Source organism: Ruminococcus sp. AF31-8BH, from assembly GCF_003460605.1.
In the GTDB taxonomy this organism is placed as follows: Bacteria; Bacillota; Clostridia; order Lachnospirales; family Lachnospiraceae; genus Blautia_A; species Blautia_A acetigignens.
On the sequence record NZ_QTVN01000001.1, the window covers coordinates 425,927 to 451,481 of the forward strand.

Below are 25,555 nucleotides of genomic sequence, written 5' to 3' on the forward strand. Positions count from 1 at the left end.
GCAGGACTGCGCCACAGTCCTGTTCAATGATAAGGGGGAGGAAAAATCCGCCCTGGGACTTTCCTCCCCCTGTAAGTTCACACTTTTCTAATTAGTAAGCACGTCCGTCCAGAACTTCCTGAGTCATAGTTGTTGCATATTCGCTCTCGATTCCAGGTGCTACGAATGCCTGATCCTCAACAAGTGTTGTCTTCTCATAGTCTTCGCCAGCCTGCATTTTCTCGATAACGCCCTTAACGGTCTCAGCCTGGATTGGGTTACACTCAACGTCACAGTTGATCTTTCCGTCTAATGTGTACTGAAGTCCGTCATGTGTTGCATCGAAGGAAATAAGAGTTACATCTCCGTCTACACCATAGGTGATACCTGCTGCATCCATTGCATCCATTGCGCCGTATGCTTCGTTATCATTCTGGCAGATAACTACGTTGAACTGTCCCTCGTAGGATTTGATGAAGGACTCCATAACTTCCTGGCCGCCAGCCTGTGTGAAGTCACCGGACTGGGAATCAAGGATTGTCCAGTTGTCATGCTCGCCAGCTACCTGATTGAATCCATCTGTACGTCCAAGTGTTGCGGAAGCTCCTACGGAACCTTCGATTACAAGGATGTTAGCGTCTGCATCGCCAAGATACTCAGCCAGCCAGTTTCCTGCTGTGATACCTTCGTTTGTGGTGTTTGTTCCAACCCATGCGTCATATAAGTCATCGCTTGCTTCGATTTCACGGTCTGCAATGATTACCGGGATTCCGGCATCCTGTGCTTCCTGAAGAACGGTGTCCCAGCCAGCGGACTGGATCGGAGCGATTACGATATAATCCATATCTTTACTGATGAAAGTACGAACAGCTTCAAGCTGTGCAGCATTGTCATTGTCGCAGTCTACAAGGTCAAGGCTGTATCCAGCATCTTCTGAGAAAACATCCTGATAGTTCTGGGTGTTTGCTGTACGCCAGTCTGACTCATGTCCAACCTGTGCATATCCAACTGTTACCAGATCATCTGCATATACTGGCATAGCCATCATGCTGAGTGTTGCTGCTGCGAGTGCCATAACTGCTAATTTCCTTTTCATAGTGTTTGTTCCTCTCTTTCTTTTTAAAGGTTTTACGTTTTTCTTGATGTCTATAATTTAGCTGAAATCAACATAAAATTCAATATTACTTTCCGTGTTTTTGGCAGTTTCGTCAGTTCATCCAATACAGATTTTGTTATTTTAGTAGTGAAATAAATACAGATTTGTATTATAATGATTCCTAACCTGCAAAAGGTGGAATTTTTTACGGATTATATAGGAAAAACGTTTGTTTTCTTAAGATATCCCAGAAATATTCCTCTTTTTTCCCCGTTTTTCACTGCGGCAAACTGTCCAACAACGTATAAAAAAGTTTAACTTCCCGAAAAGAAAGTAAGATTTTCTTTGGTAAAAAACCAGGAAATTTTCTATTTATAATTTTTTACGGTAGGAAAAATTATGAGATTTTTTTAACACAGTAAATAATTTTTTCATTTATAAGAACGCTGCCGGAAAAACGGCACATCTATTCAGGAGGAACCTATGGCAATCAAATATAAATGGCTCACCGAACAGCTGCGGGACTTGATTCAGGAATATATTCAAAATGGAAGGAACAGGCTGCCCGCAGAACAGGAATTATGCGCCCGCTATCGGGTCAGCCGCCAGACCGTGCGGGCTGCACTGGCAGTCCTGGAGGAATCTCAGGAAATCCGCCGGATAAAGGGCAGCGGCTCCTATATTACCGGACTTTCCGACCAGGAATCCCGCAACGTGATCGGTGTCCTAATCCCAGATGAACAGCAGTACCAATACCCCGCTTTTGTAAATAACCTTCGCACAGCCCTGGCAGCCTACGGCTATACCTGCAAAGTTTTCCCCACCTACGGTCATCAGGATCAGGAACGGCAGATTCTCCAGTTTCTCCTGAAAAATCCTCTTCGTGCCATTCTTGCAGAACCTGTAAAAAGCGCGCTGCCCACTCTCAACACCGAGCTTTATCAGATGCTTCTTCAAAAGGGAACTGCCGTCTTTTTCCTGGGCTGTGCCTACCCTGGCCTTTCACAGGTTCCGGTTCTTTCCGGCAATCCGGATTACGGAGCCAGCCTGCTGGTACAGGATCTGGCTGCCAAAGGCCATACCTGCATTGCAGGCATTTTCCAGATGGATGACCTGCGGGGACATCAGCACTGCCAGGGCTTTCTGAACGCCATGGAAAATCAGGGGCTCTTGGTTCCGGACCGAAACCTTGGATGGTTTACCACAGAAGATCTGGATGATTTCAGGCAGAATCGGGATATCCGTTTTCTGCAGAAATTCCTGGAAAAACTCACTGCTGACTGTACTGCAATCGTCTGCGAAGATGACTTTATTGCCTGGCTGTTGTGGGAAAAGCTTTCCCTCTCTTCCTCTGCTCCATTTATGGAAACACAGCCCTCTGGCAGCATCTCCCAACTGGCATTGTCGGCCTTCAATACCAGTTATCTCACCGCTTCCGGGCTTTTGCGCGCCGCCACTTTGACCAGTCCAACCCATGAGCCCGCCCAGATGGCTGCCCGGATGATTGCAGACAAATTAAAAGGACTCCCTGTCTCTTCACAGGAAGTCCCATTGCAGCTGCTGCCGCCCAAATAAAAACGATTATGCGCTGCCCTTGCTTCTGTATTCCCTTGGACTGCAGCCCATATTTTTCTTAAACACATAGCTGAAATAATGAGGATCCTTATAGCCCACCTCCTGCGCAATCTCCCCGGATGACTTATCCGTTTCGCGCAGGAGCTTCTTCGCCCGCTCCATTCTTTTTCCAGTCAGATATTCCACAAACGTCTTCTGCATCTTCTGACTGAAAATAGCACTGAAATAATTGGCACTCATATTTACAGCTGACGCAACCTCGTTCAGGGAAATGCTCTCCCTGCAGCAGTTCTCATCAATGTAATCCAGGACCTTTCTCATGGCACTGGTCCCCTGGGATTCACTTCTCTCATCCCGGATGTCCACTGCTGCCTGAAGCATATCCGTACAATACTCCGCCACCTGGGAAGCTTTCAGGCATGTTTCCTCATATTTCTCATCAATCCGGCCCACATATTCTTCCTTGGCAACGCCAAGAGATTCCAGATACATGATAGTCGTAAAACGAATGTGAAGCACTACGTAATCCCGGAACATTCTGGATTCCAGAGCCTTGCTCATACCGCTTAAATACCCCTGGACAAAATCCTGGATTTCGCAGCTGGTTCCCTTGGTAAGGAAATCCTTTATGACTTCCGGATTCAGCTGAGAAGAATCTACTCCATCCAGCCGGTTCTCTCCCTGTGAGTTTACATAATTCTCCAAAGTCTTTTCCGTAAGAACATGCAGCCCTGGCACCATAAAGCGGTATGCAAAATAGTGGTTCACACTCTGATAGCACTGGGAAAGCAGACTCAGCCTTTCGACTGGTTTTCCCACAGCCACATACCACTCCAGCTGATCCTGGTCTCCGCAGGTTCTTTCCATATATTCCACACAGTTCCCGGTCAGCTCTTCCAGTTGGGACATTTCTCCTTTCACCAGAACGCCATAGCTGTTTACATTCCAGCGGAAAAGCAGATACTGCGGATAGCGCAGAAAATAGTGAAGCACTTCGTCCTGTTTTTTCAGGAAGCCTTCCATCTTGTCCTTATTTTTCTCCTGAAGATATAAGAATAGAAGATTGTACCCTGCTGCGGTAATCTCAATGGACTGGCGGTCTGCCTCGTCGTAAATCTCCTTAACGGAAAGTTCCCCTTCCAAAATTTTCTCCATAAAACGGCGTCTGGAAAACTGCTCGTACTCCTGGATCTCATTCTGAAACTGGGTGCGGTAATCCTCCTGTTCCTGGTCTTGTTCGATCTTATCCTTCAATTCAAGAAGAACGGTTTTCAGTTTCATCCTGGTTACCGGCTTCAGCAGATACTGATCCACTCCTACCTCTATCGCCTGTCTTGCGTATTCGAAATCATCGTATCCGCTGACAATGATGATCTTCATCCGCGGAAATTCCTTGCTTACAATTTTGCTTAAAGAAATCCCATCCATAAAAGGCATCTTAATGTCTGTAATCAGCACATCCGGCCTTGTTTTTCGGATTAGAGGCAGCGCCATCTCTCCGTCAGCAGCTTCCCCCACAAAGCGATATCCAAACTGATCCCAGGGAATCCTGTCACGCAGACCTTCCCGGATCACAGTCTCATCTTCAACCAGAAATACCTTCAGCAGCATCTTCATCCTCCCCTGCATTCTCCTGCGTATATACCCGTTCCGGAACATAATACGCTTTTTCTACTTCTTTACCTGCTTCCATATCCTTTATAACCTGTTCCACATATTTTCCCTGGTCCGGATTACACTGGACGTCAATGTTGATTTCACCGTTTCTTACCAGTTCCACTCCAGCATCTACCGCGTCAAAGGAAATCACTGTGATATCGCCGTTTACGCCAGTTGTTTTGCCAGCAGCATGAATAGCCTCCAGGGCTCCGAACGTCATGTCATCATTCTGGGACACCACCACATCAATATCCTCATATTTCTCCAGAAGCCTTGCCATCTCTTCTTTGCCTTTGGCTGTGGTAAATTCTCCGTCTACCTGTTCCAGAATATTCCAGTTATGCTGGATCTTTGCAGTCTCATTGAACCCTCTGGTTCTTCCAATGGTAGCAGTTGCCCCTTTGGTTCCCTGCAAAACCACAATGTTTATTTCATCCTCATCTCTTCCCTGTTCTTTCAGGTAATCCTCCAGCCAGTATCCCGCATCCTGTCCTTCCCGGATAAAGTCAGAGCCTACCCATGTGGTATAGAGGGAATCATCCGCTACCTCCACAGTACGGTCCATAAGGATCACCGGAATCCCTGCATCCTTCGCCTCCTGAAGCACAGTGTCCCAACCGGTTTCCTCAATGGGCGAAAGCACAATGTAGTCCACCTGCTGGGAGATAAAGCTTCGGATTGCCTTGATCTGGTTGGCCTGTTTCTGTCTGGCATTGTCAAAAATCAGCAGATAGCCATTGGCTCTGGTAAAAGCATCCTGAACAGACTGGGTGTGTGCGGTTCTCCACACGGATTCACTTCCTACCTGGGAAACGCCCACTACGATTAAGTTGTCATCCTCTGCAGGAGTTTCCTGCACATTGCCGCTTCCAAAAGGGCTTCCAAGAAGAACCAGCGCTACCAGCACAAATACAACCGGCGCCACAGCCCAGATGTTTTTCTTTATAAACTGTCTCATAAGCGTGCCCCCTCCTGCTGTGGCTGTACATTTGCGGCATTCTCTGCCGAGGCTTCCAGAATAGCAGGAATCACAATCTCCACCGTAGTTCCTTTGCCCTTTTCAGACTCAATCTTCATGCCGTACTCATAACCGAAATACATATGGATACGCTCATTTACATTTGCCAGCCCAAAGCCCTTCTCCGTCTCCTGACAAGGCTTCTCGATCTGCTGGCGAAGCTGCGCAAGTTCTTCCTCATCCATACCCACGCCGTCATCCCGGACAGTCAGGCGGATAATATCCCCCTCTTTTTCCCCGTGAATGTGAATGCATCCCTTGGCACGCTTATATTTGATTCCATGATAAAGCGCATTCTCCACTACCGGCTGAAGTGTCAGCTTCAGGATCTGATATTTATAAATTACCTGATCCAGCTGAATGTCATATTCCAGAATATCCCGGTAACGCATTTCCTGGATCTGCAGATAGCTGCTGATGTGCTTCTCCTCTTCCTTAATGGAAATAAACTCCTTTCCTTTGCTGAGAATCTCACGGAAAAAGTCCGACAAGGTAACAACCATTGTCACTGCTTCGTCTGGCTCATTGGATTCGATCAGCCACACAATGGTGTCGAGTGTGTTGTAAAGGAAATGCGGCTGGATCTGCTCTTGGAGGAGGCGCAGGTCTGCCTTTCGCATTTTGCGCTCATCTTCCTTCACCTTGTCGATCAGGGACTGCATATTTCCCGCCATCTTATTAAAGCTCACCGCAAGTTCCGCAACTTCATCGTCAGAATTCACCTGTGCCCTGGCATTGAAATCTCCCTGGGCAATTTTCTCCGTCACGGAATTCAACTGCCGGATGGGCTGAAGGATTCCGGAAACGATCATCACCGCACTGACAGCCACTACTGCAATCAGCACCGCGATCAGAATGCTGCACACCACCATAAAGCGTCCAATCTGTTTTTGCAGGGTGTCTGTAACCTTTTCCATGTACCGGGTCTGATAGTAAATGTAATACTGGATGTCATCCTGGATCAGCTCTGTAAGAATATAGATATTGTTATCCAGCATCTCGATATTCTCACTGTACCGGCCTCCGGCATCGATGCTGTCCACAATATCATCCACTCTTTTTTCCAGAGCATTGATGTTTCGCAAAAGACTCTCCAGCCACAGCTTACTTTCTGATTCTGTAGTGATTGCCGTAAGTCTGGTAAACTCACTGCGCAGTTCCTCGATCAGGACATATGGATTCTTCAGGCTTTTGTCCGACTCAATGTTATCCAGCGTCACATAGCCAACTACCAGTTTATAAAGGCTTTCATCCATTTCCTCTTTGAAATTCAGGTTATAATTGTTGGCAACTGTCATGTTGCTTACAATCTCCGAATATGTGTTGCTGTAGCTTGCCATGGAAGCAAGCAGATACATTACCAGAAGAATAAACGGCAGTGTTACCACTGCCGCTAATGTAAGAATTTTCTTTTTCATAAAGCAGAGCGTACCTCCCTTTATTCAAAATCCCGTATTTTTTTATATGCTCTCAAGCAGCTTCCCTGCATGGCTTCCCTGGGAATAGGTGGGCTGCTCAGCGGCTTTCGCCATCTCTACCGGAATATTTCCTGCAATATCCTTCAGACACTCCAGAAGAAGCGGGTTGAAGGTTCCGCATTCTCCGGCAAGGATCATCTCCATTGCATTCTCATGGGTAAAGGCTTTCTTGTATACACGCTCGCTTGTCAGTGCGTCATATACGTCCGCTACAGAAACTACCTGGGCGGAAATGGGGATCTCTTCGCCCTTCAGTCCATCCGGATAGCCTTTTCCATCGTAGCGCTCATGATGCCATCTGCAGATCTGATAAGCAACCTTCACAAGCTCCTCGTCCTGGTATACGCCAAGGCTCTTCAGCATGGAGGCTCCGATCAGAGTATGCTTCTTCATCTCCTCAAACTCTTCTTTGGTCAGTCTGCCCGGTTTGTTCAGGATCTTCTCGTCGATTCCCACCTTGCCGATATCATGAAGGGCAGATGCCACTGTGATCATGTACTGATCCGACCACTGCAGATGGTATTTATCCGTCTTCTGCACAAGTCTCTCCAGTAAAAGTCCGGTGAGCGTCTTGATGTGCTGAACGTGAAGTCCGCTCTCTCCATTACGAAATTCTACGATATGGCTGAGAATATCTACCAGAATCTGACTATTTTTTTCTTTTTCCCGAATTTGATCCGTTACAAGTGTGATTAGGTGCCTCTGTTTTACGTATAATTTAATGGTATTATATACACGCCGATAAACAACCTTGGAATCAAATGGACGGCTGATATAGTCAGAGACTCCCATTTCGTAAGCACGGCGTATATATGATTCTGTCTCTTCACTGGAGATCATAATGACCGGAATATCTTCCAGCCAGTGATCTCGGTTCATTTCATCCAGAACTGCGAAACCGTCCATACCAGGCATAACAATGTCCAGCAATACCAGCGAGATTCCTGCGCCATACTGCCGCAGCATTGACAGACACTCCTCCCCGCTGCAGGCCTCCATAGTCTTAAAATCAGGGTGCAGGATCTCCGCTAGTATTTCACGGTTCAATTCAGAATCATCTACGATCAGAATCTGCTGCTTCAGCTCATTACGGTCAACCTCTGTACCGTCCTCATCCTGATTTCTTATTTCATTCGTCTCTGTCACTACCAGGTTCTTATGTGTCTTCGCCTGATACATAAAGCGGTCCGCTCTTCCCACAACACTTTCAATGGTCTCATCCGCACTGGCAATGGTACCTCCAATGCTTACAGAGAGCTGGATTCTGGCATATCCCGGTATGGTAGCTGCATGGATCCTGTCCAGAATCTCCTGCAGTCTGTGGGTAAACTCTGCCTCTTTCACATTGGGAATGATCAGAAGAAATTCATCCCCGCCGTAACGAACCAGAATATCGGTCTTACGAATGTATCTGGAGATCACCTGGGTTACTGTGGCAAGGGCCATATCGCCTGCCTTGTGTCCATATGTATCATTATGCAGCTTGAAGTCGTCCAGATCGATCATTGCAATTCCGGCAGGACCCTTCTGGTTCTTCAGTTCTTCTTCGAAATAGCGTCTGTTATAAACCTTGGTCAGCACATCACTGTACAGCCGTTCATTATATCCTGTAAGATTGCGGATCAGACGCTCTCTGCCTCCCTGGGCGATCAGAGAATTCTTATCCATACATTTAAGCAGCTCCATAACATATGGCTTGCCGTCAATCTCCAGGTACTTGACCATAATCTGGTAAATATCATCGCCAATGAATTCCAGCTTGGATAATTCTTTCTTTCCCATCAGTGCATCCATTGCTACGCATCCGCTGCACTGATGGGCCAGCTGCTGTACATCATTTCCGATGTTATCAGAAGTGCTTTCTCTCTCTTTCTTCAGTGACTCCAGGGCTTCCTTATCAAGAAGCCGCACTTCACTAAAAATTTTACGATAACAGGCCATTTCTGTTTCTGCCTGTTCCATTGTAATTTTGTAATCTGAATCCATATTTTATCTTCCTCTTCATCGTGAAGCCTGTGATGCAAAAAAATGACCGCACAGCCACAGTCACTACCGGGCTATACGGTCAGCGCCAGCTGCAAATCAGATGGCATCATCTAATTTACTAATATGTTTATTATAATCAACCAAACGTTATTTGTCTATCTTTAGTTCGCCTAACATACACGCAAAAATAGAATTCAGATTAATTTTTCTACTAATTTTCTTAGTTCTTCTTCTGTATATGCGATGTAATCCGGTTCTGCCATACCAGGTGATACTGTATATCTGTGGTGATTCATCCAGATGGTTTTCCAGCCGGCATTTTTGGCCCCCGTAATATCATTCTCCAGAGAGTCTCCCACCATATAGGTATTGGCAGGATTCATTCCCCACTTCTCTTCTGCTATCCGGAAAATCTGCACATCAGGCTTAGCTACGCCTACGCCAGCGGATACGATCAGCTGATCCTCTGTAAACCATTTGTCCAGTCCCAATGTATGAAACTTCTGCACCTGGTGGGCAAAAGGGCCGTTGGTGATCACCCCCATTTTCACGCCGGCTTCCTGGCATGTATCTAACATTCCCGCAAGGATATCGGACACATGAAGATGAGACTGATTTTCTTTATATCTTGCCTGAAAAACTTCCGCCTGTTCCCGGGTAAAAGGGATACCCATATCCTTCATGGTGTTCTCAATTCTGTACAGCCTGGACTCGTGGATAGAAACCTGTCCGCTCTCGCTGAACAGAAACATTTCCGCGCTTCTTTTCCCAAAGATCCGGTAAAACAGCTCCGGATCCAGCAGCGCTCTTCCAAGACTAAATTCACACGCCGTAAGCAACGGTTCCATCTGGCTGTACAGCGTGTCATCTATATCAAAAACCAGAGAAATTTCTTTGTTCATCAAATCGACTCTTTTCTACACTTTTCTACATTACGTGATTCAATAATTATACCGTTTTACGTCAGGATATGCAATGGATTCTTTGAGCGCAAAAGGCGCAAAAAAAAGAGACCCACCTGTTATAGATGAGTCTCTGCAGTTTCAAATCCAAACCCGGAATCAGTCTTGAATTCCAAATTCAAACTGTATTTTATTTTTGTTCTTTAGTTCCAGCCTTCGCCATACTGAAGTCCGGCACCGCCTTCATTGTTCTGCCAGTCTTCTAAGAGATTTCCGTCCTCATCGGTTGCACCATCCTGATTCTGGGAATCCTTGGAGTCTGCATTCTGTGTATCCTCGCTCTTGCCAAGAGTTACGGTAACAGTCTCTTCTTTGTATTCTTTTCCGTCTGGAACTTCAATGGTAAGCTCAACATCCTCGCCTGGCTCGTAGTAGGAAAGGAAATCAACCAGCTGTTCTTTGGTAGTTACGGTCTTGCCTGCGAACTTGGTAATGATGGATCTTGCTTCGATACCAGCATCATCTGCTGCACCGCCCTCAGTAACCTCTCTTACCAGCACGCCTTCCGGAACACCGTAAGCTTCCGTTACCGCACTGTCAACAGTCTGAACTGTGATTCCAAGAACACCGTGATCCTCAACCTTATCTCTGGTCTCCTCATTCATCAGACTCTCAATAGTATCTGTTACATCAGAAATTGCGATTGCATAACCAATACCCTCAACCTCTGTGGAAGCAAGCTTTGCAGAGTTGATACCAACAACCTCACCGTTCATGTTCAGAAGAGCACCGCCGCTGTTGCCAGGATTGATTGCTGCATCTGTCTGGATCAGATTGGTAGCGGAATTGCTGTCGCTGTCATAATCACCAACCGTATCATCAGAATTCAGCTGACGGTTTTTAGCACTTACAATACCGGTTGTTACGGACTGGCCATAACCAAGGGCATTACCGATTGCAACAACCTGCTCACCAACCTTCAGGTTATCTGAATTACCAATTGTTGCGATGGAAATTGCATCCATTGTGTCGCTGTCAATATCGTCCAGGGAAACTGCAACAACTGCAAGGTCTTTCTCGCTGTCATAACCTTTTACCTTAGCTTCGCATGCTGTACTGTCGCAGAAACCAACGGATAATGTCTCTGCACCATCTACTACATGGTAGTTGGTCGCAATCAGAAGCTCTGTATCATTCTTACCAATGATGATACCGGAACCGCTTCCCTGAACCTCTCTCTGCTCAGGAGAATAAGCACCGTACTGACCAAACATTCCATAGTAGCTCTGAACCTCTTCTACAGATTTAGTTGTAATGGAAACAATACTTGGCATTGTCTCTTCTACAATATCAGATACATCCAGGCTTCCCTTTGCTGTACTTTCTTCCTTGGAATCGGAATCATCTGATTCCTTGTCGGATTTCAGTAATGTAATCTGCTCCTTGCTAGCTGCCTGTACGCTCTGCTCATAACCTGTCAGATAGTTCACTCCTGTATATGTTCCTGCTGCAAGACCACCTGCCAGTACTGCGCAAAGACTAATGCTTGCTGCCTTTTTCAGTTTTCTCTTTAATTCTTCATTTCTATTCTTCATGATAAAAGCCTCCTTTAGAAACTCTGTTATGTTTTCTTTCAGTAACTATTCTGCAGTTACTATTCCGCGAGGTGTTTTTTGTGAACGTAGTTCACAGAAAACCCGAGAATTGCGGCGCGAAATCATGCTTTGCATGATTTCTGTGCATCGCGGAGCGGTAATTGTGAAGGTACTGAACAATTACCTCTTTCATTTGATAGTTCACAGTATAGAGACAATTTGTGTTCTCTTTGTGGGAAAAATGTGTTTAATTTGTTAAATCCTGTTTTATCTTACCATTTAAAAACCCGGACTGCAAGGCAATCCGGGTTTTGGCCTGTCACTATATCGGGCAAGAATAGCAACCAATTTTTACTTGTTTGGCATGATCCAGAATTTCATGGTTGGGTAGCTGAGAACTACCTGAACCAGAATGTTCAGCACGTTTGCAAGAGTTGGTGCAAGTGCTTCGGAAATTCCGATGTTAATGAAAAAGCTCTGGCTGTAAGCCGGAAGTGCTGCGGAAACAAGTACTAGCACAACAGCAAGTATAATGTATTTCGGAACTGCTTTTTCAAACGCTGCATTAGATTTGAAAACCAGGTTCTTCTGTACGAAAAAGTTTACGGTCTGTGCTGCTGCAGTCGCAACCAAAAAGCTTAAGAATCCGCATAATCCAAGGTTGGACTTAATGTTGTCTGCGTAGTTGAACACCAGGAATTTAAATGGTGTGTTTGCAAAGCTTTTGAAGATAAAGCCTGTGCACAGCCACATAATGATAAAGTTTGTGATGGTTGCGCAGTTTGATAATACGTTGAATTTAATGAACTCCCAGATATTCGGATGGTCTGCGATTAACTGTTTGATTTTTCCCATGATAATACTCCTTATTCTTTATTTTTCTGTCTGTATGATTTCTTATTTCTGCTCTTCCAGGTCTTTCTCATACTGCTTGTTCAGCTTCTGGTTTCTGAAAAATCCGCTGATCACTTTTCCAAGTCCGCTGAAGTGGCCGTTTACTACTCTTACAAGACCTTCCACCATTTCCATGGAAACCATGCCGCCTGTCATCTTCGCGATGGCACGGAAAGGCATGTTGTACTGGAACAGAGTATTCAGATCCGGAACTCCGGCAGCTTCGCTCTTCTTCAGTTTTTCGCCCAGCTTCTTGCAGATGAAACGGGCAATTCCGCTCTTTGCATAATACATCTGGCAGAGGGCATCGTTCATGCCAAGCTCTCCGCTCCAGCTTCCGTCTGGAATGGAATGTCCCAGAATGGTCTCGAATTCTTCGTTTCCAACCTTCTGGATTTTTCCGTCCATATAAGAAGCAACGCGATTGGTATAATATGGCATTATCTCAGTGGTTCCGATAATAGCAAGTGCATTCTGAAGACGGATATCTGCGCAGCTTGCACCGATCATAATGCTGTAAACGCCGCCTTCCACTTCCCATTTGTTTGTTTTCATATTCCAGTAGCGGAATGTTTTGTCATCGAATTTAATGGTAACGGTCTTCTCTTCGCCAGTCTTTAAGAACACTTTTGTGAAGCCCTTCAGCTCTTTTACCGGACGGAAAACCTTTGCTCCCGGAAGTCCTACATAAAGCTGTGCGATTTCTGCACCGTCGTATTTTCCAGTGTTGCGGATAGTAAAGGTAACGCCATCCGGTTTTACCTGCAGATTTTCATACTCGAAGGTAGTATAGGAAAGTCCATATCCAAATGGATAATTTACCGGAACTCCTGCAGTGTCAAAATAACGGTATCCTACATAGATTCCCTCTCTGTACTCAGAATTGCGCTCCTGAGACGGATAATAATTGTAGGAAGGAGTATCTTCATATTTCTTGATATAGGTTTCTGCCAGCTTTCCGGACGGATTGATCTTACCGGAAAGAATGTCCAGAACCGCGCCTGCACCAGCCTGTCCCATCAGTGCTGTGTGAAGCAGCGCCTTGAAATGGTGATGCCATGGCATTTCAATGACCGAGCCAGCACTGATAATACCGATCATGTTGGCGTTTGCTTTTGCAAGCTCCTGGATCAGGTTAATCTGGTTCTGAGGAATGCGAAGGTGCTTACGGTCAAGACCTTCTGTCTCGCTCTTCTCATTCAGTCCGAAGAAGAACAGGACCACATCGGAACGGCGTGCAAGATCCACAGCCTCTTTTTTCATGGCTTCGTCTTCCTTGCCGTCACGCTGATATCCGTGAACGATTCCGGTTACGGAAATTCCGCTGGACTCCAGCATGTCCTTAATGGAATCCACTTTTGTGGAGTTTACCATGGAGGAACCGGCACCCTGGTATCTTGGCTCGAATGCGAAATCACCGATCACGGCTGCCTGAACCTTCTCCCCAACTGGAAGGATTCCGCCTTCATTTTTCAGAAGAACAGCACTTTCCTCACATGCCCGGCGTGCCAGCTTATGATGCTCTTCATGCAATGCTTTTTTGTCTGCCGCTTTTTTGTAATGCTTTGCATTCTCTGTTGTAGTAAGTACCAGATCAAGAAGCTCATCTACACGCTCGTCAATATCCTTCTCGCTGATCTTTCCGCTCTCTACGCTTGCAATCAGCTCTCTTGCTGCGTCAAGACCTGGGGTAGGCATTTCCAGAGTGGAACCGTTTTTCACACCAAGGGAATGATCGTTGGACGCGCCCCAGTCTGTGATAACAGAGCCGTCAAACCCCCACTCGTCACGGAGAATATCCTTCAGAAGATGCTCATTCTCGTTGGCATAAACGCCGTTTACCTCGTTGTAGCTGCTCATTACGGTTTTAGCATTGCCCTCTTTAATGGCAATTTCAAAGCCTGTAAGGTAAATCTCACGAAGTGTTCGCTCATCTACAACCGCATTCATAGCCATACGGCGAAGCTCCTGGCTGTTTACTGCGAAATGTTTTGCACACGCTGCTGCACCAGTGCTCTGTACGCCGCGGATAAATGCTGCCGCCATTTTTCCGGAAAGATAAGGATCCTCGGAAAAATACTCGAAATTACGTCCGCAAAGAGGATTTCTTTTAATGTTCAGTCCCGGTCCGAGAAGAACGTTTACTTCCTCTTCCATGGACTCTTCTCCAAGTGCAACTCCTACCTTCTGCTCCAGTTCTTCATCCCAGCTGTTTGCCATGGTTGCTGCTGTTGGAAAACAGGTTGCCGGAACGGACGGGTTGATTCCCAGGTGGTCTCCTGCGCCAGCCTGCTTACGCACACCGTTTGGTCCGTCTGAACAGAAGATTGCCGGAATGTCCAGTCTTGGAAATTCCCTTGTCTGCCACTCGCTTTTTCCGCTAAGGAACGCGGCTTTTTCTTTCAGGGTCATGTTCTCTATAATATTCTGATACTTCATTTCCTGTAAAATCTCCCTTTCTGTTGTTTCTGTTTCACTCCATTTTTCTGAGTTTACTATAGCACAACCCCGCCTGAAAAAGACGGGGTTATCATAAACTGTCATTTTATTGCGCAAGATGTACATTTTTTAGTTCCCACTGCTCCAGAACACGCAAAAATCTCCTTGCCTCACCCGCAAATTCACGTTATACTAACCCTTATTAAAAACGTTACTCTTTGTAACACAAGCTGTTTTTTGCATCCGTACTACAGATTTATTTTTAACAGGAGCTTCACCATGGAAAAACAGAAATCTTCAAAAAACACACCCAACCAGCAGACCCGTGAGAAAATCGTAAATGCCCTTCTCACCCTGATTAAAGAAAAGCCGCTGTCCACCATTACCATAACGGAGCTTACCCAGCTGGCAGGCGTTTCCCGAATGGCGTTTTACCGGAATTTCTCCACCAAAGAGGAAGTGTTTTCTTCCCATTTGAAAGACATTCTGCAGAAATATCAGGAAGAGGACCGCAAGCAGAATCTGCAGGGAATCTACTATGACCGCGCCCACATGATCCACTGCTTCGAATATTGGTACCAGTACCGGGACTTTTTTGACGGTCTTATCCACTGCGGCTTCGGCAATATTTTTCTGGAATACCTTACCAGATACATTATCTGGAAATGGAAAAGCACCTGCCAGGATGCCAGCCAGTATTACCGGCTGTCCGCCTTTGCAGGTGCTCTGTATAATGTTTATTTCTCCTGGGCTTACAACGGATATCAGGAAACGCCCCAACAGCTCGCCCAGGTTCTGAATGTTCCATGCACTGAACAGCCTCCTTGCCGTTGGCAGCCTGCTCGGTGATAATCTGGTACTCTTCCAGAATGGTGCAGATGATCTCCATATTCAGATCATTGTCCTCTGCTACCAGAATCCGTTTTCCCGGGAAAAGAAGGGCCTTTTCCGGCACAGCTTCCTTTCTCTCATCCGGGCTTACCGGGCGCAGCCTGATGTTAAAGCTGAAGCTGCTTCTCTTTGATCTTGGATTCCAGCAGCGGCTGCAGCCCCTGAACCAGTTCCAGAAGGTTGCATTTTTCCTCCACCTGACGCATCTTTCCGCTTTCAATTTTGGACATATCCAGAATGTCGTTGATCAGGCCAAGAAGATATGCGGAAGAGTGCTGGATTTTTTTCAGGCAATCCATTCTCTGTGCCTCAGTCTGACCTTCCTTCAGGGCAATCTCCGTCATACCGATGATTCCATTCATTGGCGTTCGGATCTCGTGTGACATACGGGCAAGGAAATCCAATTTGGCTTTTGCAGAAAGGTCGTGACGCTCCAGATTTATGCGGTTCTGGATAATGGCGCTGATCTCTTCCAGACACTTGCGTTCCTCTTTTTTCTCAAGAACAGCCGTGTCAATCTGGCGAAATACAATACTTCCAGAGTGCTGTCCATTGTCTGCCATATGGAATACAAGATCCTGGTTCCCATTGGCAAAAGGATGGATCAGCGGCTCGTTTTCCATTGTTTCCCCGGTCAGAAGAAGCTGCTGCAGTTTCAACGCCAGGATATCCAGCACTACCGAAGTATTTCCTTCCCTGTCAAACAGGTTCAGTGCAATGGAAGAAAGAGTCATTTCTTTCAGGCGTTCGTCTTCCAGAATAAATGGCTTGGACCAGTATCCCAGATTTGCCATGTTAATATTAGCATCCACATAATCCCCTGCAGTCACGTACGGCTGATAGAAAAAGTCATCTGCACTTCGGTTTCCATTTCCCTGGAACCGAAAATCTGTACGCCATGGTGTATCCAGTGAAATGGACATACTCTGGGAAAGCTTCTTGCTTCCGCGCTCCATCTGCAGATCTGCGTGAGAAGCCGTTTTGGTCATTGGGTCAGAATCCCGCACCCAGAAACCATTGTATTCACATTCTTCCTCCGTGGATTTATCATTTCCCAGCACCAGGAAGATTCCGGAAGTGGAATTGTACTGCAAAACCTCTACCATATCATAGAAAACAGCTTCCAGATATTCCTCCTGCACATCGTCAGAACCCAGAAATCCCTGAATATCCATCTCATGTTCATCCAGGAGCCTGGCCAGTGCAGCATAAAGCCCGTCACTTTCTTTATTTACGCTGCTCCACTGCTCGATCATGTCATTTTCCAGGACTACCTTGCGGTTCTCTACAGTGTGGCTGTCCAGGCCAATCACCGTGTCCTCCATGCTTGTACGGATTCCGCTTCACAGTCCGTCTCACCGCCTTTCCATCACATCTCATGGTTATGAGTTTGCTGCTGCATTTAAACTATTGCAGAATTCCTCATACCAGCTCTCGAAATTCTCATCGGTGAGATACTGCGCCAGTGCCTCTTCTTTACTCTGACCGCCTGCAACAGCTTCTTCCAGAACTGCTTTATCAGCTTTTGCTTTGTCAGACAGAGAATAATCCAGAATTTTACGGGTACTGTAACCATTTGCAAAATTTCCAGGAGTATAAAAACAGGTTTTCTGGAAAAATTGGATAGCTGCTGTCTTCTGTCTCTACAGAATCCGGGAAGTACACTGCAGATGAAGTAGAACCAGTATAAGCGATAACATCTCCTGTTTTCACATCATCTGAACGGAATTTTCCCAATGAAGCAAAATAGCCTTTCATAAACGGCACGTAATAATTATCCCAGATACGGCGAACCAATTCCTTGTCTGTGTTAAGGGTTACTTTGCCGTCTTTTACTTCAAACAGTTCCTTACCCATCTGCTTCATGCTGATAAGAAAATAATTTGACATAGAGTCTCTGCCGTAAAAGGCTTTTCCATCGGCCGGGACATCCGGGGTCTGCGCGTCCGTCCACTCATAATACCGCTGCGCCACCTGGACAATTCCCTCTGTGGTGGCAAGCTCATCTACAGTAGTTCCAGCAGCCTCTGCAAAGGGCTCCCAGTCGGTCTTATTGAGCATAGTGATCTCAGTGGATTTGGCCACAGGGAAAAGATACAGGGCTCCATCCTGGTTAAAGTAGCCTTCCTGAATGTAGGAATCTACATATTTAGACAGCTCATCTTCTGTGAAATACTGGGAAAGATCGGCAAGCTTGTGATGTATGAGCAAGCTGCTCCTGCACCTCTTTGTTTTCCGCAAATACAGGTGAATGTAATAACAGCCATTCAAAACATTCCGGTAAAAACAGCTCCGCTTTGCTCAGCATTAAATCATACATATAAGGTCCTATTGCAGCACCATCTCCAATCAAAGTAATTCCTTTCTTTGCATACTTGGAAAGATTACTGTTTCCATGACTGGTTCTTACCTTATTTCTCTTTCGTCTTCGCGAAATAAAATATTTAACATATTTCAATACCTACCCCTTCTACAAAAATCAAATTATTTTTTCATTATAACCTTTAAAGATTATACTCCTTTCAGGAATCCAATTACAACCTTGTTTATTCGCCAATTTGTGACATGAATAGATATTTGGGCATAAAAAACAGGATCGCAGCGCATATGAAACGCTGTAATCCTGTTTGCATATTTTTCAAAGTGAATTTTATTTCTTCAAAGTCTCGTTCATACTTCCCATACGGTATCCCTGGAGATCCATGGTTACGTAGGTGAATCCGTATTCTTTAAAGGCTTTTACGATCTGCTCGCGGTTTTCAAGTACTTTTGGGAGCTCGTCCGGGAGTACTTCGATTCGGGCCAGGGTGCCGTGGATGCGGACGCGCAGCTGGTGGAAGCCAAGGTCCAGGAGAAGCTGCTCGGCTTTGTCTACCATGCCAAGCTTTTCTTTGGTGATGGTCTCTCCGTATACAAATCTGGAAGACAGACAGGCAAAGGACTGTTTCTCCCAGGTTGGAAGGCCAAGATCTTTGGAAAGGGCGCGAATGTCTTCTTTATATAATTCGCTGTGGCGCAGCGGACTCTTTACCCCAAGCTCTGCTACAGCCTGAAGTCCTGGTCTGTAGTCGCCGTTGTCGTCCATGTTGGAGCCTTCTGCTACTGCATTTAATCCTTCTTTTCTGGCAATCTCCCAGATTTTCTCGAATAATTCTTTCTTGCAGATGTAGCAGCGGTTGGTCGGGTTCTGGCAGAAGCCTTCGATTTCCAGTTCTTCGGACTCTACTGTGATGTGACGGATACCTTCTTTTTCACAAAAGGCCTTGGCTTCTTCCAGCTCTCTCTTTGGAAAAGAACAGGACATAGCAGTAATCGCCAGACATTTGTCCCCCAGTACATCATGGGCAGTTTTCAAAAGGAAGGTGGAGTCTACGCCGCTTGAAAAAGCTACGGCTACGCTTCCAAGGCTGCGTAAGTATTCTTTCAGGTTCTCGTATTTGATCTGCTGTTCTTTAGTTGCAGTTGCTTCACTCATTTGATTATCCTCCTATGGAAGTTTGATGCTGTTTATCACACTGGAAGGCCTCCTCCCTGCGCGAAATAACAATTTGGTTTATGTTACTATGAAATACCCTAGTATGTCAATGGGATTAGTTATAGTTGGGTTTAAGTATATTGTTTCGCCGTTGACAAAAAGGACTGCCGCGGTGAAATGCTTTGTTCAAACATATCCGTTACGACAGTCCTTATGTTTATTCGCTTTTATAATGTTCCGTTAAGACCGCTGCGCGGCAATCCGGAATTTACTCAGTAAACAGCGGTGTAGAATAATATCTGTCACCGGTGTCTGGGAGGAGGGCTACGATTACTTTGCCCTTGTTCTCAGGTTTCTTTGCATAATTTATTGCAGCGCTTAATGCAGCACCGGAGGAGATTCCTACAAGGATTCCTTCTTTGTGAGCAAGAAGTTTCGCTGTTGCAAATGCTTCGTCAGCTTCTGCTTTATAAACTTCATCATAAATCTTGGTGTTCAGAACTTCCGGAACAAATCCGGCTCCGATTCCCTGGATCTTGTGCGGGCCAGCTTTGCCCTCGGATAATACAGGAGATGTAGCAGGCTCAAGAGCTACGACCTTCACATTCGGATTCTGCTCCTTCAGATACTCACCAGTTCCGGTAAGGGTTCCGCCTGTACCAACACCTGCGATGAAAATATCAACCTTGCCTTCAGTATCTTTCCAGATCTCTGGACCTGTGGTAGCTTTGTGTACAGCCGGGTTCGCCGGGTTCACAAACTGTCCTGGGATAAAGCTGTTCGGGATCTCCGCTGCCAGCTCGTTCGCCTTGGCAATGGCACCCTTCATACCCTTGGTTCCATCGGTCAGAACCAGCTCTGCGCCGTATGCTTTCAGAATGTTTCTACGCTCAACACTCATGGTCTCCGGCATGGTAAGAATGATTCTGTATCCCTTAGCTGCTGCAATAGATGCAAGACCGATTCCGGTATTTCCGGAAGTAGGCTCGATGATAACGGAACCTTCCTTCAGGATTCCCTTCTGCTCTGCATCCTCGATCATAGCCTTGGCAATTCTGTCCTTAACGCTTCCTGCCGGGTTAAAGTATTCCAGCTTCACAAGAACGGTAGCTTCCAGTCCAAGTTCCTTTTCGATATTTGTTACCTCAACAAGCGGAGTATTTCCAATTAATCCAAGTGTTCCCTTATAGTATGCCATATCCATTCCTTTCCCGGCTGCCCTGCCGTATCTGCCAAAACTGCAGTTTTTATACTGGCGAAATATTATTTTCAACTGTGGTACATATTGCTTTTTCATCCGTTGAATGGATATTACCACTATTAACCCACTATGTCAATAGGTTTTTAGGATTTAATGGATAAAATTAAAATACCAGGGCTCCGAAACCTTTTGTTCTTAGGGTTTATCCTTCTTATAAAACCTCATTTACCATATCGTAAGCGTCTTCCAGTGCATCCAGCGCCTCAGTAAGAGTATCCAATTTTCTCTGGTCTGCGCCGTCCTCGTCAAACTCCTGGATCAGCGCTGCAAACTCATCCTTCAGTTCTCCCATATAATCCGCAATCTGCTCCAGCTTCTCCTCTTTTTCCATAACTGCTGAAAGATCGATAATTTTACCCATTCTGTCATTTCCTCCTATTCGTCAAAATCATAACGCACAACCGCGCAGTTCTTTACTCCAAATGCTGCATATTCCTCATTTGTCATATCATGGAAATAGGACTGCACCATTCTGGCAATTCCATTATGTGCCACCAGAATATAAGTCTTCTCCCCGGACTCTGCTTTGATCTCATCCAGCAGATTATAAATTCTCTGTGCCAGATGAAGCATGGATTCCCCACCTTCATAGTTGCAGGCGAAAATTTCTTTCGCCTTTTTAAAATCCGCACCGTTTCTTGGCGTGCCCTCCCATTTTCCAAAATTCTGCTCAATCAGCCTTGGCTCCACTCTTCTTGGAATTCCGGTGATTTCGGAAATATATCTTGCAGTTTCTGCCGCACGAATCAGCGGTGAGTACAGAATCTCATCTGCCTTAATTCCCTCTTCCGCAATCTTCCTTCCGGTCTCCACAGCCTGCTCATGACCAAATTCTGTCAGCGCAATGTCTGTAGCACCGCAAATCTTATTTTCTACATTCCAGATGGTCTGCCCGTGTCTCACAAAATATAGATGTCCCATCCTTATTCCTCCTGATGTTTTTCCAAAAACTATAAAATTATCCTGTTTTTCCCCGCATGCGGCGTCTGGTGCTTCGCCAGCTGTAATCCGCAAAGGTTTCCTGTATTTCCCTGCGCTTTAAACGGCTGATGGGAATTTCTGTCTGATCCGATAATTTCAGCACATCGGTAGGCATTGCCGCAATTTCCCGCATGGAAACCAGCGCCCAACGGATAGGGCGGCAGAACTCTTTTTCCGGCAAAACCCTCTCAAGCTCTGCAACAGACATGGATACCTCCATCACGCCTTTTTTGGTGTGGACTTTTGCCCGTTTTCCATCGGCCTCCACATAAAGGATGTCGGAAAGATAAATGCTCTCTTCCAGCCGTCCTACTTTCACGTTCACAGTCCTCAGGGAGTAAACGCTGTCGAAAAAGCGGTCCAGGATTCCGAAAAGCTTTTCTTTTTTCACAGGCTTCACAAGGTAGTGGAGCGCTTCGATGTCAAAAGCTTCCGCTGCAAATTCCGTACTGGTGCTTTCAAACACAATCTGCACCCGGCTGTTCCTGACGATCAGGGCTTTGGCAGTTTCCATCCCATTGATGCCGTCCATAAAGATATCCATAAAAACCAAAGAATACTCCGATGTATCCGAAGCCAGAAATGCCTCACCGGAAGTAAATTCCTGGATTTTCACATATAAATTGTTCTTGTCTGTATACTCAGAAAGCAGATTCACAAGAACCTGGCGGTCTTCTTCCAGGTCATCGCAAACCGCAACTTTTATTTCCCCATTCATACAGTGTCCCTCCCGATTTCATAGCTCTAGAGCGTGCTTGAAAAAGGCTCTAGAGCAGCTTCACCAGCTCATATCTCTCATCAAACACAACTGAATCCCCTTCCTCAATTCCCCCGTCATAAAGCATCTGGTCCGCCTGGCGGGTCATCATTTCGCTTCCGTCCTCGCCTCTAAGAAGCACCACTGCCATAACCGGAGACCCCTCACTTCTCTCCTCACAGCCGAAATCCACGTCTTCCTGAATTTCCATAACCTTGTACTTCATCTTTTTACTGCTCTTTTCTTTTTCTGAAAAGGTACTCGTCCAATTCTGTCTTGATTTTCTCCGGAATCTCTCTGGAAACCGGACACACAACTGCATTGGCAAAACGCTCTGTGAACTTCGCCAGGAAATCAATATCCTTCTGCAGCTGCTCCATAGACATCACTTCCATCAAATCATAGCGGCAGTGGATTGGTGCCACATTGGAGCTTGCAAGACGGGCAAAGGAAAGGGCCGGAACACTCTTGTCCGCAAATGGAGTAGAGTCACTGGAATAAACGCCCTGTTTCGCCTCTACCGGGAATCCCACCTCTGCTGCCATATAAGAAATATAATGCGCCAGCTTATCCTCTGCAGAAACACATGCAATGAATTTTCCCAGGTAAGTTCCGATCATATCCAGGTTAATGTTCAGCGCCGCTTTTTCCAGTTCAGATTCATGGTCGCGAACATACGCCTTAGAACCCAGAAGTCCGCGCTCCTCACTGCCGCAGAATACAAACCGCAGTCCATAGTTCAGTTCCTTATCCTTCAGCTGCTCCATAATTCCAAGCAGACCCGCGCAGCCGCTCATGTTATCATAAGCGCCGTGAGACAATGAGGTGGTATCATAATGTGCACTAAGCACGATGTATTCCTCTCTTTTTCCTGGAATCTCCGCAATTACATTGTGGGATTCCCCGTCATACTCATGCTGGAAAATTTCCAGGCGGATATTTTTCACCTTGTTTTTCACAAGCTCCATAGCCTGGCCGGAATGGATCATAGCGCAAAGCACCTTGCGCTCCTCCCCAACTGCAGCCTCGCGAAGATCTCGCTGGTCAATATCTGTATTTGGATAATGCACGTTTCCGTACTGGAAAATAAGTCCCTTCGCCCCAGCTTTCATCAGATCATGGTAGCTGAAAAATCCAACGCCCTGATCCAACAGCACGATTTTGTCCTTTGCACCAGCCAGGGAAACCGGATCCATTCCCGGCATATAATAAAGCTCCCCTTCCACCACTCCGCTTCCGCAGCAACTAAGAGCCTTACATGGAATCTCCTGTCCATCCGCCTGCAGATGAACCTCTTCAATGTCTCCCATTGCCACCCGGAATCCTTCCAGATGCGCAGGCACTCCAAGCTCCTCACACTGGCTCTTCAGAAACTCTGCAACCTGCAGTTCCTCCTTCGTTCCGCTTGCATGAACGAAGTCTGTTGATTCAAAAATATGCTTTAAGTTCATAACCTTTTTGCTCCTTTGTCATAAATCTTCCTATCCCATGATTCTATCATTTCCCCCACCCGTTTACAATTAAAAAAGCTCCAAATCCATCTCCCGACAGATCTGAAGCCATTTTCAAAAATAAAACCCTCTTATCAAACAAATGGATTATAAAATCTTCCCAACTTTATCGTCACTGTCAAACTGATCACCAGCAGCAGGACGCCGATTCCCAGTACAATGAAATCCCTTCTTGCAAAGGGGCGTCTGGTGTACCAGGTTCGTTTTTTGTCTTTGCCGAAGCCGCGCAGCTCCATGGCGTTGGAAATGGTGTCGATTCTGTTCAGGCTGGTAAGGATCAGCGGAAGAAGGATATTCACTGAGTTCTTCAGCCTTGCAAAAAAGTGCTCATTTATTCCCAGCTCCACGCCTCGTGCCTGCTGTGCCTGGCTGATGCTGTGATAATCCCTCTGGATATCCGGGATGTACCGAAGGGCAATCGCCACCGAATATCCCACCTTATAGGAGATCCCAATGCTGTTCAGACTGGCCGCAAACAGCCCAAGTAAGATCCAGGTATTATAAGTGAAATTCAATATATCCATATTCCAGCTGGTTCATATCCAGAATGGAATTCACCAGCGTCAGCAGATAATTGCCTTCTGTAGTAATGTTTTACAGAGACCGCTCCAGCCTTGCGCTGTCGTTCTTATACTTCTGTGCAATCTGCGTCATTCTCAGAACCACGTTCAGCGGAGTCCGAATATCATGACTCATCTTGGAAAAGAAATTCTGCTTGACCTCATTGGCTTCTTTGGCAGACGTAAGTGCTGCTGCAAGCTCTGTCGCAATACGTTGCTGTTTATTTTTACTCTTCACAGACAGCACTGACAGAATAACGAAAAACAGAATCAGGAAAATCGCTGCGAGCACCACCATCAGATAAACGGGATTATCAAACAGGAATGCCACTATGCTGGTTTCTGTTACCGCCTCCGTGTTTTTCTGTACAATCTCCTCGCCAAGCTGCCGGAAAATATCTGCCAGCGCTTTTTCCCAGAGTCCATAAAAGTGGTAATCATCCCTGGCATTGACTCCCATTTCCATGCTCAGGGCGGCACCTGGAACAATATCTACGCTTAAACGATTCTGTACATCATTTCTCGCCAGTTCCTGGGCTGTGTAGCTCATAAGCAGCGCACCGTCCACATTGCCTGTTGTAACTGCTTCAACACAGTCTTCATTGTTTTCCAGGGTTATAACTTCTACCTCCGGCCACATCTCGGAGATAATCTGTCTGATGGAAATATTGTTGCTTACCATTGCCAGCTTCTGGAATTTACTGGAGGAGCCACGCTTTCTAAGAACCGATACGGTTGTGGTCAGATAAGGATCTGTGGTTTTGTACGCAAAGGTTCCTTCCTTATCGTAGCTGCCGTCCACATCCATCCAGACATCCACGTCACCGGACTCCTGAAGCTCTGCAAGAAGCTTCGTCTCCTCATCTGTGAACTCCGTATTCTGATTCTGGGAACCGTAATATTTGTTGTACAGTTCCGCTCTCCAGTTCGGTGTTTCCCGGTTCATGCAGTCAATGGCATTGTCGATCTGGTCGATCAAATCCTGGTCTTCCCTGCGGGCCATTATGTAATATGGGGTCTGTCCGAAGTTCTCTATCACACTCTCATCTTCCAGAATGCGGATGTAGCTGTTTACCAGCGCATCCACCTCATCATTGATCAGTGCATCGGTAAGCTCTGTAGGAGTTTCATAATAAATAATCTCACAGTCAAAGCCTTTTTCTTTGGCAAATTCCTTGAAGCTGTCGTTATAGGTATGCCGTGCCAGAAGACCGATGCGCAGGCCATTGTAGGTAGAATAGTCACCGGCCACTACATCGTGTTGCCCACCTTCACGTTCATGCATGTGGTCGCTGTAATCGCCGGATGCTTGGAAAAAGCAAATTCCGTTTCTCTTTCCTCCGTTTTCCTTGCTGCAGTATAAATGTCAATGTCTCCGCTTCGCAGCATTTCCTCGCATTCCTTTGCGGTCTTGTCATAGCCTACATAAGAAAACGTGCACTGCAGATATTTGGAAACATCCTGCATCATCTCATAACCGTAACCGGAACGTCTCCCG

General features: G+C 46.1%; 23 protein-coding genes. 2 read left to right on the forward strand and 21 right to left on the reverse strand.

The genetic code is table 11. The features are described 5' to 3' along the window. Nucleotides 1-91 precede the first annotated feature (91 nt). Nucleotides 92-1,075 carry an ABC transporter substrate-binding protein gene (locus DWZ38_RS01905; protein ID WP_117849544.1) on the reverse strand — a complete coding sequence of 328 codons (984 nt, stop codon included), beginning with the start codon at nucleotides 1,073-1,075 and terminating at the stop codon, nucleotides 92-94. A gap of 483 nt (nucleotides 1,076-1,558) precedes the next feature. On the opposite strand from DWZ38_RS01905, the gene DWZ38_RS01910 reads away from it, so the two are divergent. Next, complete coding sequence (locus tag DWZ38_RS01910; RefSeq protein WP_021925250.1) at nucleotides 1,559-2,650, forward strand: GntR family transcriptional regulator; 1,092 nt, start codon at nucleotides 1,559-1,561, stop codon at nucleotides 2,648-2,650. 6 nt (nucleotides 2,651-2,656) lie between these two features. Here the strand turns inward: DWZ38_RS01910 and DWZ38_RS01915 are convergent, their stop codons facing one another. The 8 genes from DWZ38_RS01915 to DWZ38_RS01950 all read right to left on the reverse strand — a co-directional run bounded on the left by DWZ38_RS01915 (nucleotide 2,657) and on the right by DWZ38_RS01950 (nucleotide 14,747). Next, nucleotides 2,657-4,261, reverse strand: a complete 1,605-nt coding sequence (locus DWZ38_RS01915; RefSeq protein ID WP_243000116.1) for a response regulator — start codon at nucleotides 4,259-4,261, stop codon at nucleotides 2,657-2,659. Further along, on the reverse strand, nucleotides 4,236-5,267 hold the full coding sequence (locus tag DWZ38_RS01920; RefSeq protein ID WP_021925252.1) for an ABC transporter substrate-binding protein: 1,032 nt from the start codon (nucleotides 5,265-5,267) through the stop codon (nucleotides 4,236-4,238). The genes DWZ38_RS01915 and DWZ38_RS01920 overlap by 26 nt, the downstream gene beginning before the upstream one ends. Further along, nucleotides 5,264-6,745 (reverse strand): sensor histidine kinase, encoded by a 1,482-nt coding sequence (locus DWZ38_RS01925; protein WP_117849547.1) that lies wholly within the window; start codon nucleotides 6,743-6,745, stop codon nucleotides 5,264-5,266. Before DWZ38_RS01925 ends, DWZ38_RS01920 begins: the two co-directional genes overlap by 4 nt. 42 nt (nucleotides 6,746-6,787) lie before the next feature. Then, nucleotides 6,788-8,791, reverse strand: coding sequence for a diguanylate cyclase (locus DWZ38_RS01930; RefSeq protein ID WP_117849549.1), 2,004 nt, complete (start codon nucleotides 8,789-8,791; stop codon nucleotides 6,788-6,790). A gap of 194 nt (nucleotides 8,792-8,985) precedes the next feature. Further along, on the reverse strand, nucleotides 8,986-9,693 hold the full coding sequence (locus DWZ38_RS01935) for an HAD family hydrolase (protein ID WP_117849552.1): 708 nt from the start codon (nucleotides 9,691-9,693) through the stop codon (nucleotides 8,986-8,988). Between the two features lie 203 nt (nucleotides 9,694-9,896). After that, the gene (locus DWZ38_RS01940) at nucleotides 9,897-11,288 is read right to left on the reverse strand and encodes a trypsin-like peptidase domain-containing protein (RefSeq protein WP_117849554.1); all 1,392 of its coding nucleotides are present in this window, start codon (nucleotides 11,286-11,288) and stop codon (nucleotides 9,897-9,899) included. A gap of 351 nt (nucleotides 11,289-11,639) precedes the next feature. Further along, on the reverse strand, nucleotides 11,640-12,143 hold the full coding sequence (locus DWZ38_RS01945; RefSeq protein WP_117849557.1) for a GtrA family protein: 504 nt from the start codon (nucleotides 12,141-12,143) through the stop codon (nucleotides 11,640-11,642). A gap of 42 nt (nucleotides 12,144-12,185) precedes the next feature. Further along, nucleotides 12,186-14,747 carry a glycoside hydrolase family 3 C-terminal domain-containing protein gene (locus DWZ38_RS01950; protein ID WP_347518536.1) on the reverse strand — a complete coding sequence of 854 codons (2,562 nt, stop codon included), beginning with the start codon at nucleotides 14,745-14,747 and terminating at the stop codon, nucleotides 12,186-12,188. 153 nt (nucleotides 14,748-14,900) lie between these two features. Here DWZ38_RS01950 and DWZ38_RS01955 point away from each other — a divergent pair, with 153 nt between their 5' ends. Next, nucleotides 14,901-15,470 (forward strand): TetR/AcrR family transcriptional regulator, encoded by a 570-nt coding sequence (locus DWZ38_RS01955; RefSeq protein WP_117849559.1) that lies wholly within the window; start codon nucleotides 14,901-14,903, stop codon nucleotides 15,468-15,470. Between the two features lie 149 nt (nucleotides 15,471-15,619). Here DWZ38_RS01955 and DWZ38_RS01965 read toward each other — a convergent pair whose 3' ends face one another. From DWZ38_RS01965 to DWZ38_RS23055, 12 genes are all read right to left on the reverse strand, one after another. Continuing rightward, nucleotides 15,620-16,837: a histidine kinase dimerization/phospho-acceptor domain-containing protein gene (locus DWZ38_RS01965; RefSeq protein WP_117849564.1), complete on the reverse strand. Its 1,218-nt coding sequence runs from the start codon at nucleotides 16,835-16,837 to the stop codon at nucleotides 15,620-15,622. 232 nt (nucleotides 16,838-17,069) lie between these two features. Next, nucleotides 17,070-17,723 carry a hypothetical protein gene (locus DWZ38_RS01970; protein ID WP_178105247.1) on the reverse strand — a complete coding sequence of 218 codons (654 nt, stop codon included), beginning with the start codon at nucleotides 17,721-17,723 and terminating at the stop codon, nucleotides 17,070-17,072. Between the two features lie 439 nt (nucleotides 17,724-18,162). Continuing rightward, the gene (gene larE, locus DWZ38_RS01980; RefSeq protein WP_021925263.1) at nucleotides 18,163-18,987 is read right to left on the reverse strand and encodes an ATP-dependent sacrificial sulfur transferase LarE; all 825 of its coding nucleotides are present in this window, start codon (nucleotides 18,985-18,987) and stop codon (nucleotides 18,163-18,165) included. A gap of 268 nt (nucleotides 18,988-19,255) precedes the next feature. Beyond that, entirely contained in the window at nucleotides 19,256-20,185 is a 930-nt protein-coding gene (cysK, locus tag DWZ38_RS01985) for a cysteine synthase A (RefSeq protein WP_021925264.1), read from the reverse strand. A 214-nt stretch (nucleotides 20,186-20,399) separates the two neighbouring features. After that, complete coding sequence (locus DWZ38_RS01990) at nucleotides 20,400-20,609, reverse strand: hypothetical protein (protein WP_021925265.1); 210 nt, start codon at nucleotides 20,607-20,609, stop codon at nucleotides 20,400-20,402. Between the two features lie 14 nt (nucleotides 20,610-20,623). Beyond that, nucleotides 20,624-21,169, reverse strand: a complete 546-nt coding sequence (locus DWZ38_RS01995) for a histidine phosphatase family protein (protein ID WP_021925266.1) — start codon at nucleotides 21,167-21,169, stop codon at nucleotides 20,624-20,626. Nucleotides 21,170-21,206: 37 nt separating this feature from the next. After that, the gene (locus DWZ38_RS02000; RefSeq protein ID WP_021925267.1) at nucleotides 21,207-21,947 is read right to left on the reverse strand and encodes a LytTR family DNA-binding domain-containing protein; all 741 of its coding nucleotides are present in this window, start codon (nucleotides 21,945-21,947) and stop codon (nucleotides 21,207-21,209) included. Between the two features lie 49 nt (nucleotides 21,948-21,996). Further along, nucleotides 21,997-22,212 (reverse strand): hypothetical protein, encoded by a 216-nt coding sequence (locus DWZ38_RS02005; protein WP_021925268.1) that lies wholly within the window; start codon nucleotides 22,210-22,212, stop codon nucleotides 21,997-21,999. A gap of 4 nt (nucleotides 22,213-22,216) precedes the next feature. Then, nucleotides 22,217-23,437: a M28 family metallopeptidase gene (locus DWZ38_RS02010; RefSeq protein ID WP_117849568.1), complete on the reverse strand. Its 1,221-nt coding sequence runs from the start codon at nucleotides 23,435-23,437 to the stop codon at nucleotides 22,217-22,219. Between the two features lie 134 nt (nucleotides 23,438-23,571). After that, nucleotides 23,572-24,021 (reverse strand): energy-coupling factor transporter transmembrane component T, encoded by a 450-nt coding sequence (locus DWZ38_RS02015; RefSeq protein WP_330600077.1) that lies wholly within the window; start codon nucleotides 24,019-24,021, stop codon nucleotides 23,572-23,574. Nucleotides 24,022-24,091: 70 nt separating this feature from the next. Further along, a complete protein-coding gene (locus DWZ38_RS23050; protein WP_117849570.1) occupies nucleotides 24,092-25,342 on the reverse strand; it encodes a transporter substrate-binding domain-containing protein in 1,251 nt (416 codons plus the stop codon). Then, entirely contained in the window at nucleotides 25,309-25,527 is a 219-nt protein-coding gene (locus DWZ38_RS23055; RefSeq protein ID WP_021925272.1) for a hybrid sensor histidine kinase/response regulator, read from the reverse strand. Before DWZ38_RS23055 ends, DWZ38_RS23050 begins: the two co-directional genes overlap by 34 nt. Nucleotides 25,528-25,555: the final 28 nt, after the last annotated feature.

Coding starts and splice junctions, on each gene's coding strand:
- DWZ38_RS01950 (WP_347518536.1), bottom strand. CDS start 14,747: ATGTACATCTTGCGCAATAAAATGACAGTTTATGATAACCCCGTCTTT.
- DWZ38_RS02000 (WP_021925267.1), bottom strand. CDS start 21,947: ATGAATGGGGAAATAAAAGTTGCGGTTTGCGATGACCTGGAAGAAGAC.
- DWZ38_RS01935 (WP_117849552.1), bottom strand. CDS start 9,693: ATGAACAAAGAAATTTCTCTGGTTTTTGATATAGATGACACGCTGTAC.
- DWZ38_RS01915 (WP_243000116.1), bottom strand. CDS start 4,261: ATGCTGCTGAAGGTATTTCTGGTTGAAGATGAGACTGTGATCCGGGAA.
- DWZ38_RS01990 (WP_021925265.1), bottom strand. CDS start 20,609: ATGGGTAAAATTATCGATCTTTCAGCAGTTATGGAAAAAGAGGAGAAG.
- DWZ38_RS01945 (WP_117849557.1), bottom strand. CDS start 12,143: ATGGGAAAAATCAAACAGTTAATCGCAGACCATCCGAATATCTGGGAG.
- cysK (WP_021925264.1), bottom strand. CDS start 20,185: ATGGCATACTATAAGGGAACACTTGGATTAATTGGAAATACTCCGCTT.
- DWZ38_RS01995 (WP_021925266.1), bottom strand. CDS start 21,169: ATGGGACATCTATATTTTGTGAGACACGGGCAGACCATCTGGAATGTA.
- DWZ38_RS01965 (WP_117849564.1), bottom strand. CDS start 16,837: ATGGAGGACACGGTGATTGGCCTGGACAGCCACACTGTAGAGAACCGC.
- DWZ38_RS23055 (WP_021925272.1), bottom strand. CDS start 25,527: ATGATGCAGGATGTTTCCAAATATCTGCAGTGCACGTTTTCTTATGTA.
- DWZ38_RS01910 (WP_021925250.1), top strand. CDS start 1,559: ATGGCAATCAAATATAAATGGCTCACCGAACAGCTGCGGGACTTGATT.
- DWZ38_RS02010 (WP_117849568.1), bottom strand. CDS start 23,437: ATGAACTTAAAGCATATTTTTGAATCAACAGACTTCGTTCATGCAAGC.
- DWZ38_RS01930 (WP_117849549.1), bottom strand. CDS start 8,791: ATGGATTCAGATTACAAAATTACAATGGAACAGGCAGAAACAGAAATG.
- larE (WP_021925263.1), bottom strand. CDS start 18,987: ATGAGTGAAGCAACTGCAACTAAAGAACAGCAGATCAAATACGAGAAC.
- DWZ38_RS01925 (WP_117849547.1), bottom strand. CDS start 6,745: ATGAAAAAGAAAATTCTTACATTAGCGGCAGTGGTAACACTGCCGTTT.
- DWZ38_RS02015 (WP_330600077.1), bottom strand. CDS start 24,021: ATGGATATATTGAATTTCACTTATAATACCTGGATCTTACTTGGGCTG.
- DWZ38_RS01905 (WP_117849544.1), bottom strand. CDS start 1,075: ATGAAAAGGAAATTAGCAGTTATGGCACTCGCAGCAGCAACACTCAGC.
- DWZ38_RS23050 (WP_117849570.1), bottom strand. CDS start 25,342: ATGCATGAACGTGAAGGTGGGCAACACGATGTAGTGGCCGGTGACTAT.
- DWZ38_RS01920 (WP_021925252.1), bottom strand. CDS start 5,267: ATGAGACAGTTTATAAAGAAAAACATCTGGGCTGTGGCGCCGGTTGTA.
- DWZ38_RS01940 (WP_117849554.1), bottom strand. CDS start 11,288: ATGAAGAATAGAAATGAAGAATTAAAGAGAAAACTGAAAAAGGCAGCA.
- DWZ38_RS01955 (WP_117849559.1), top strand. CDS start 14,901: ATGGAAAAACAGAAATCTTCAAAAAACACACCCAACCAGCAGACCCGT.
- DWZ38_RS02005 (WP_021925268.1), bottom strand. CDS start 22,212: ATGAAGTACAAGGTTATGGAAATTCAGGAAGACGTGGATTTCGGCTGT.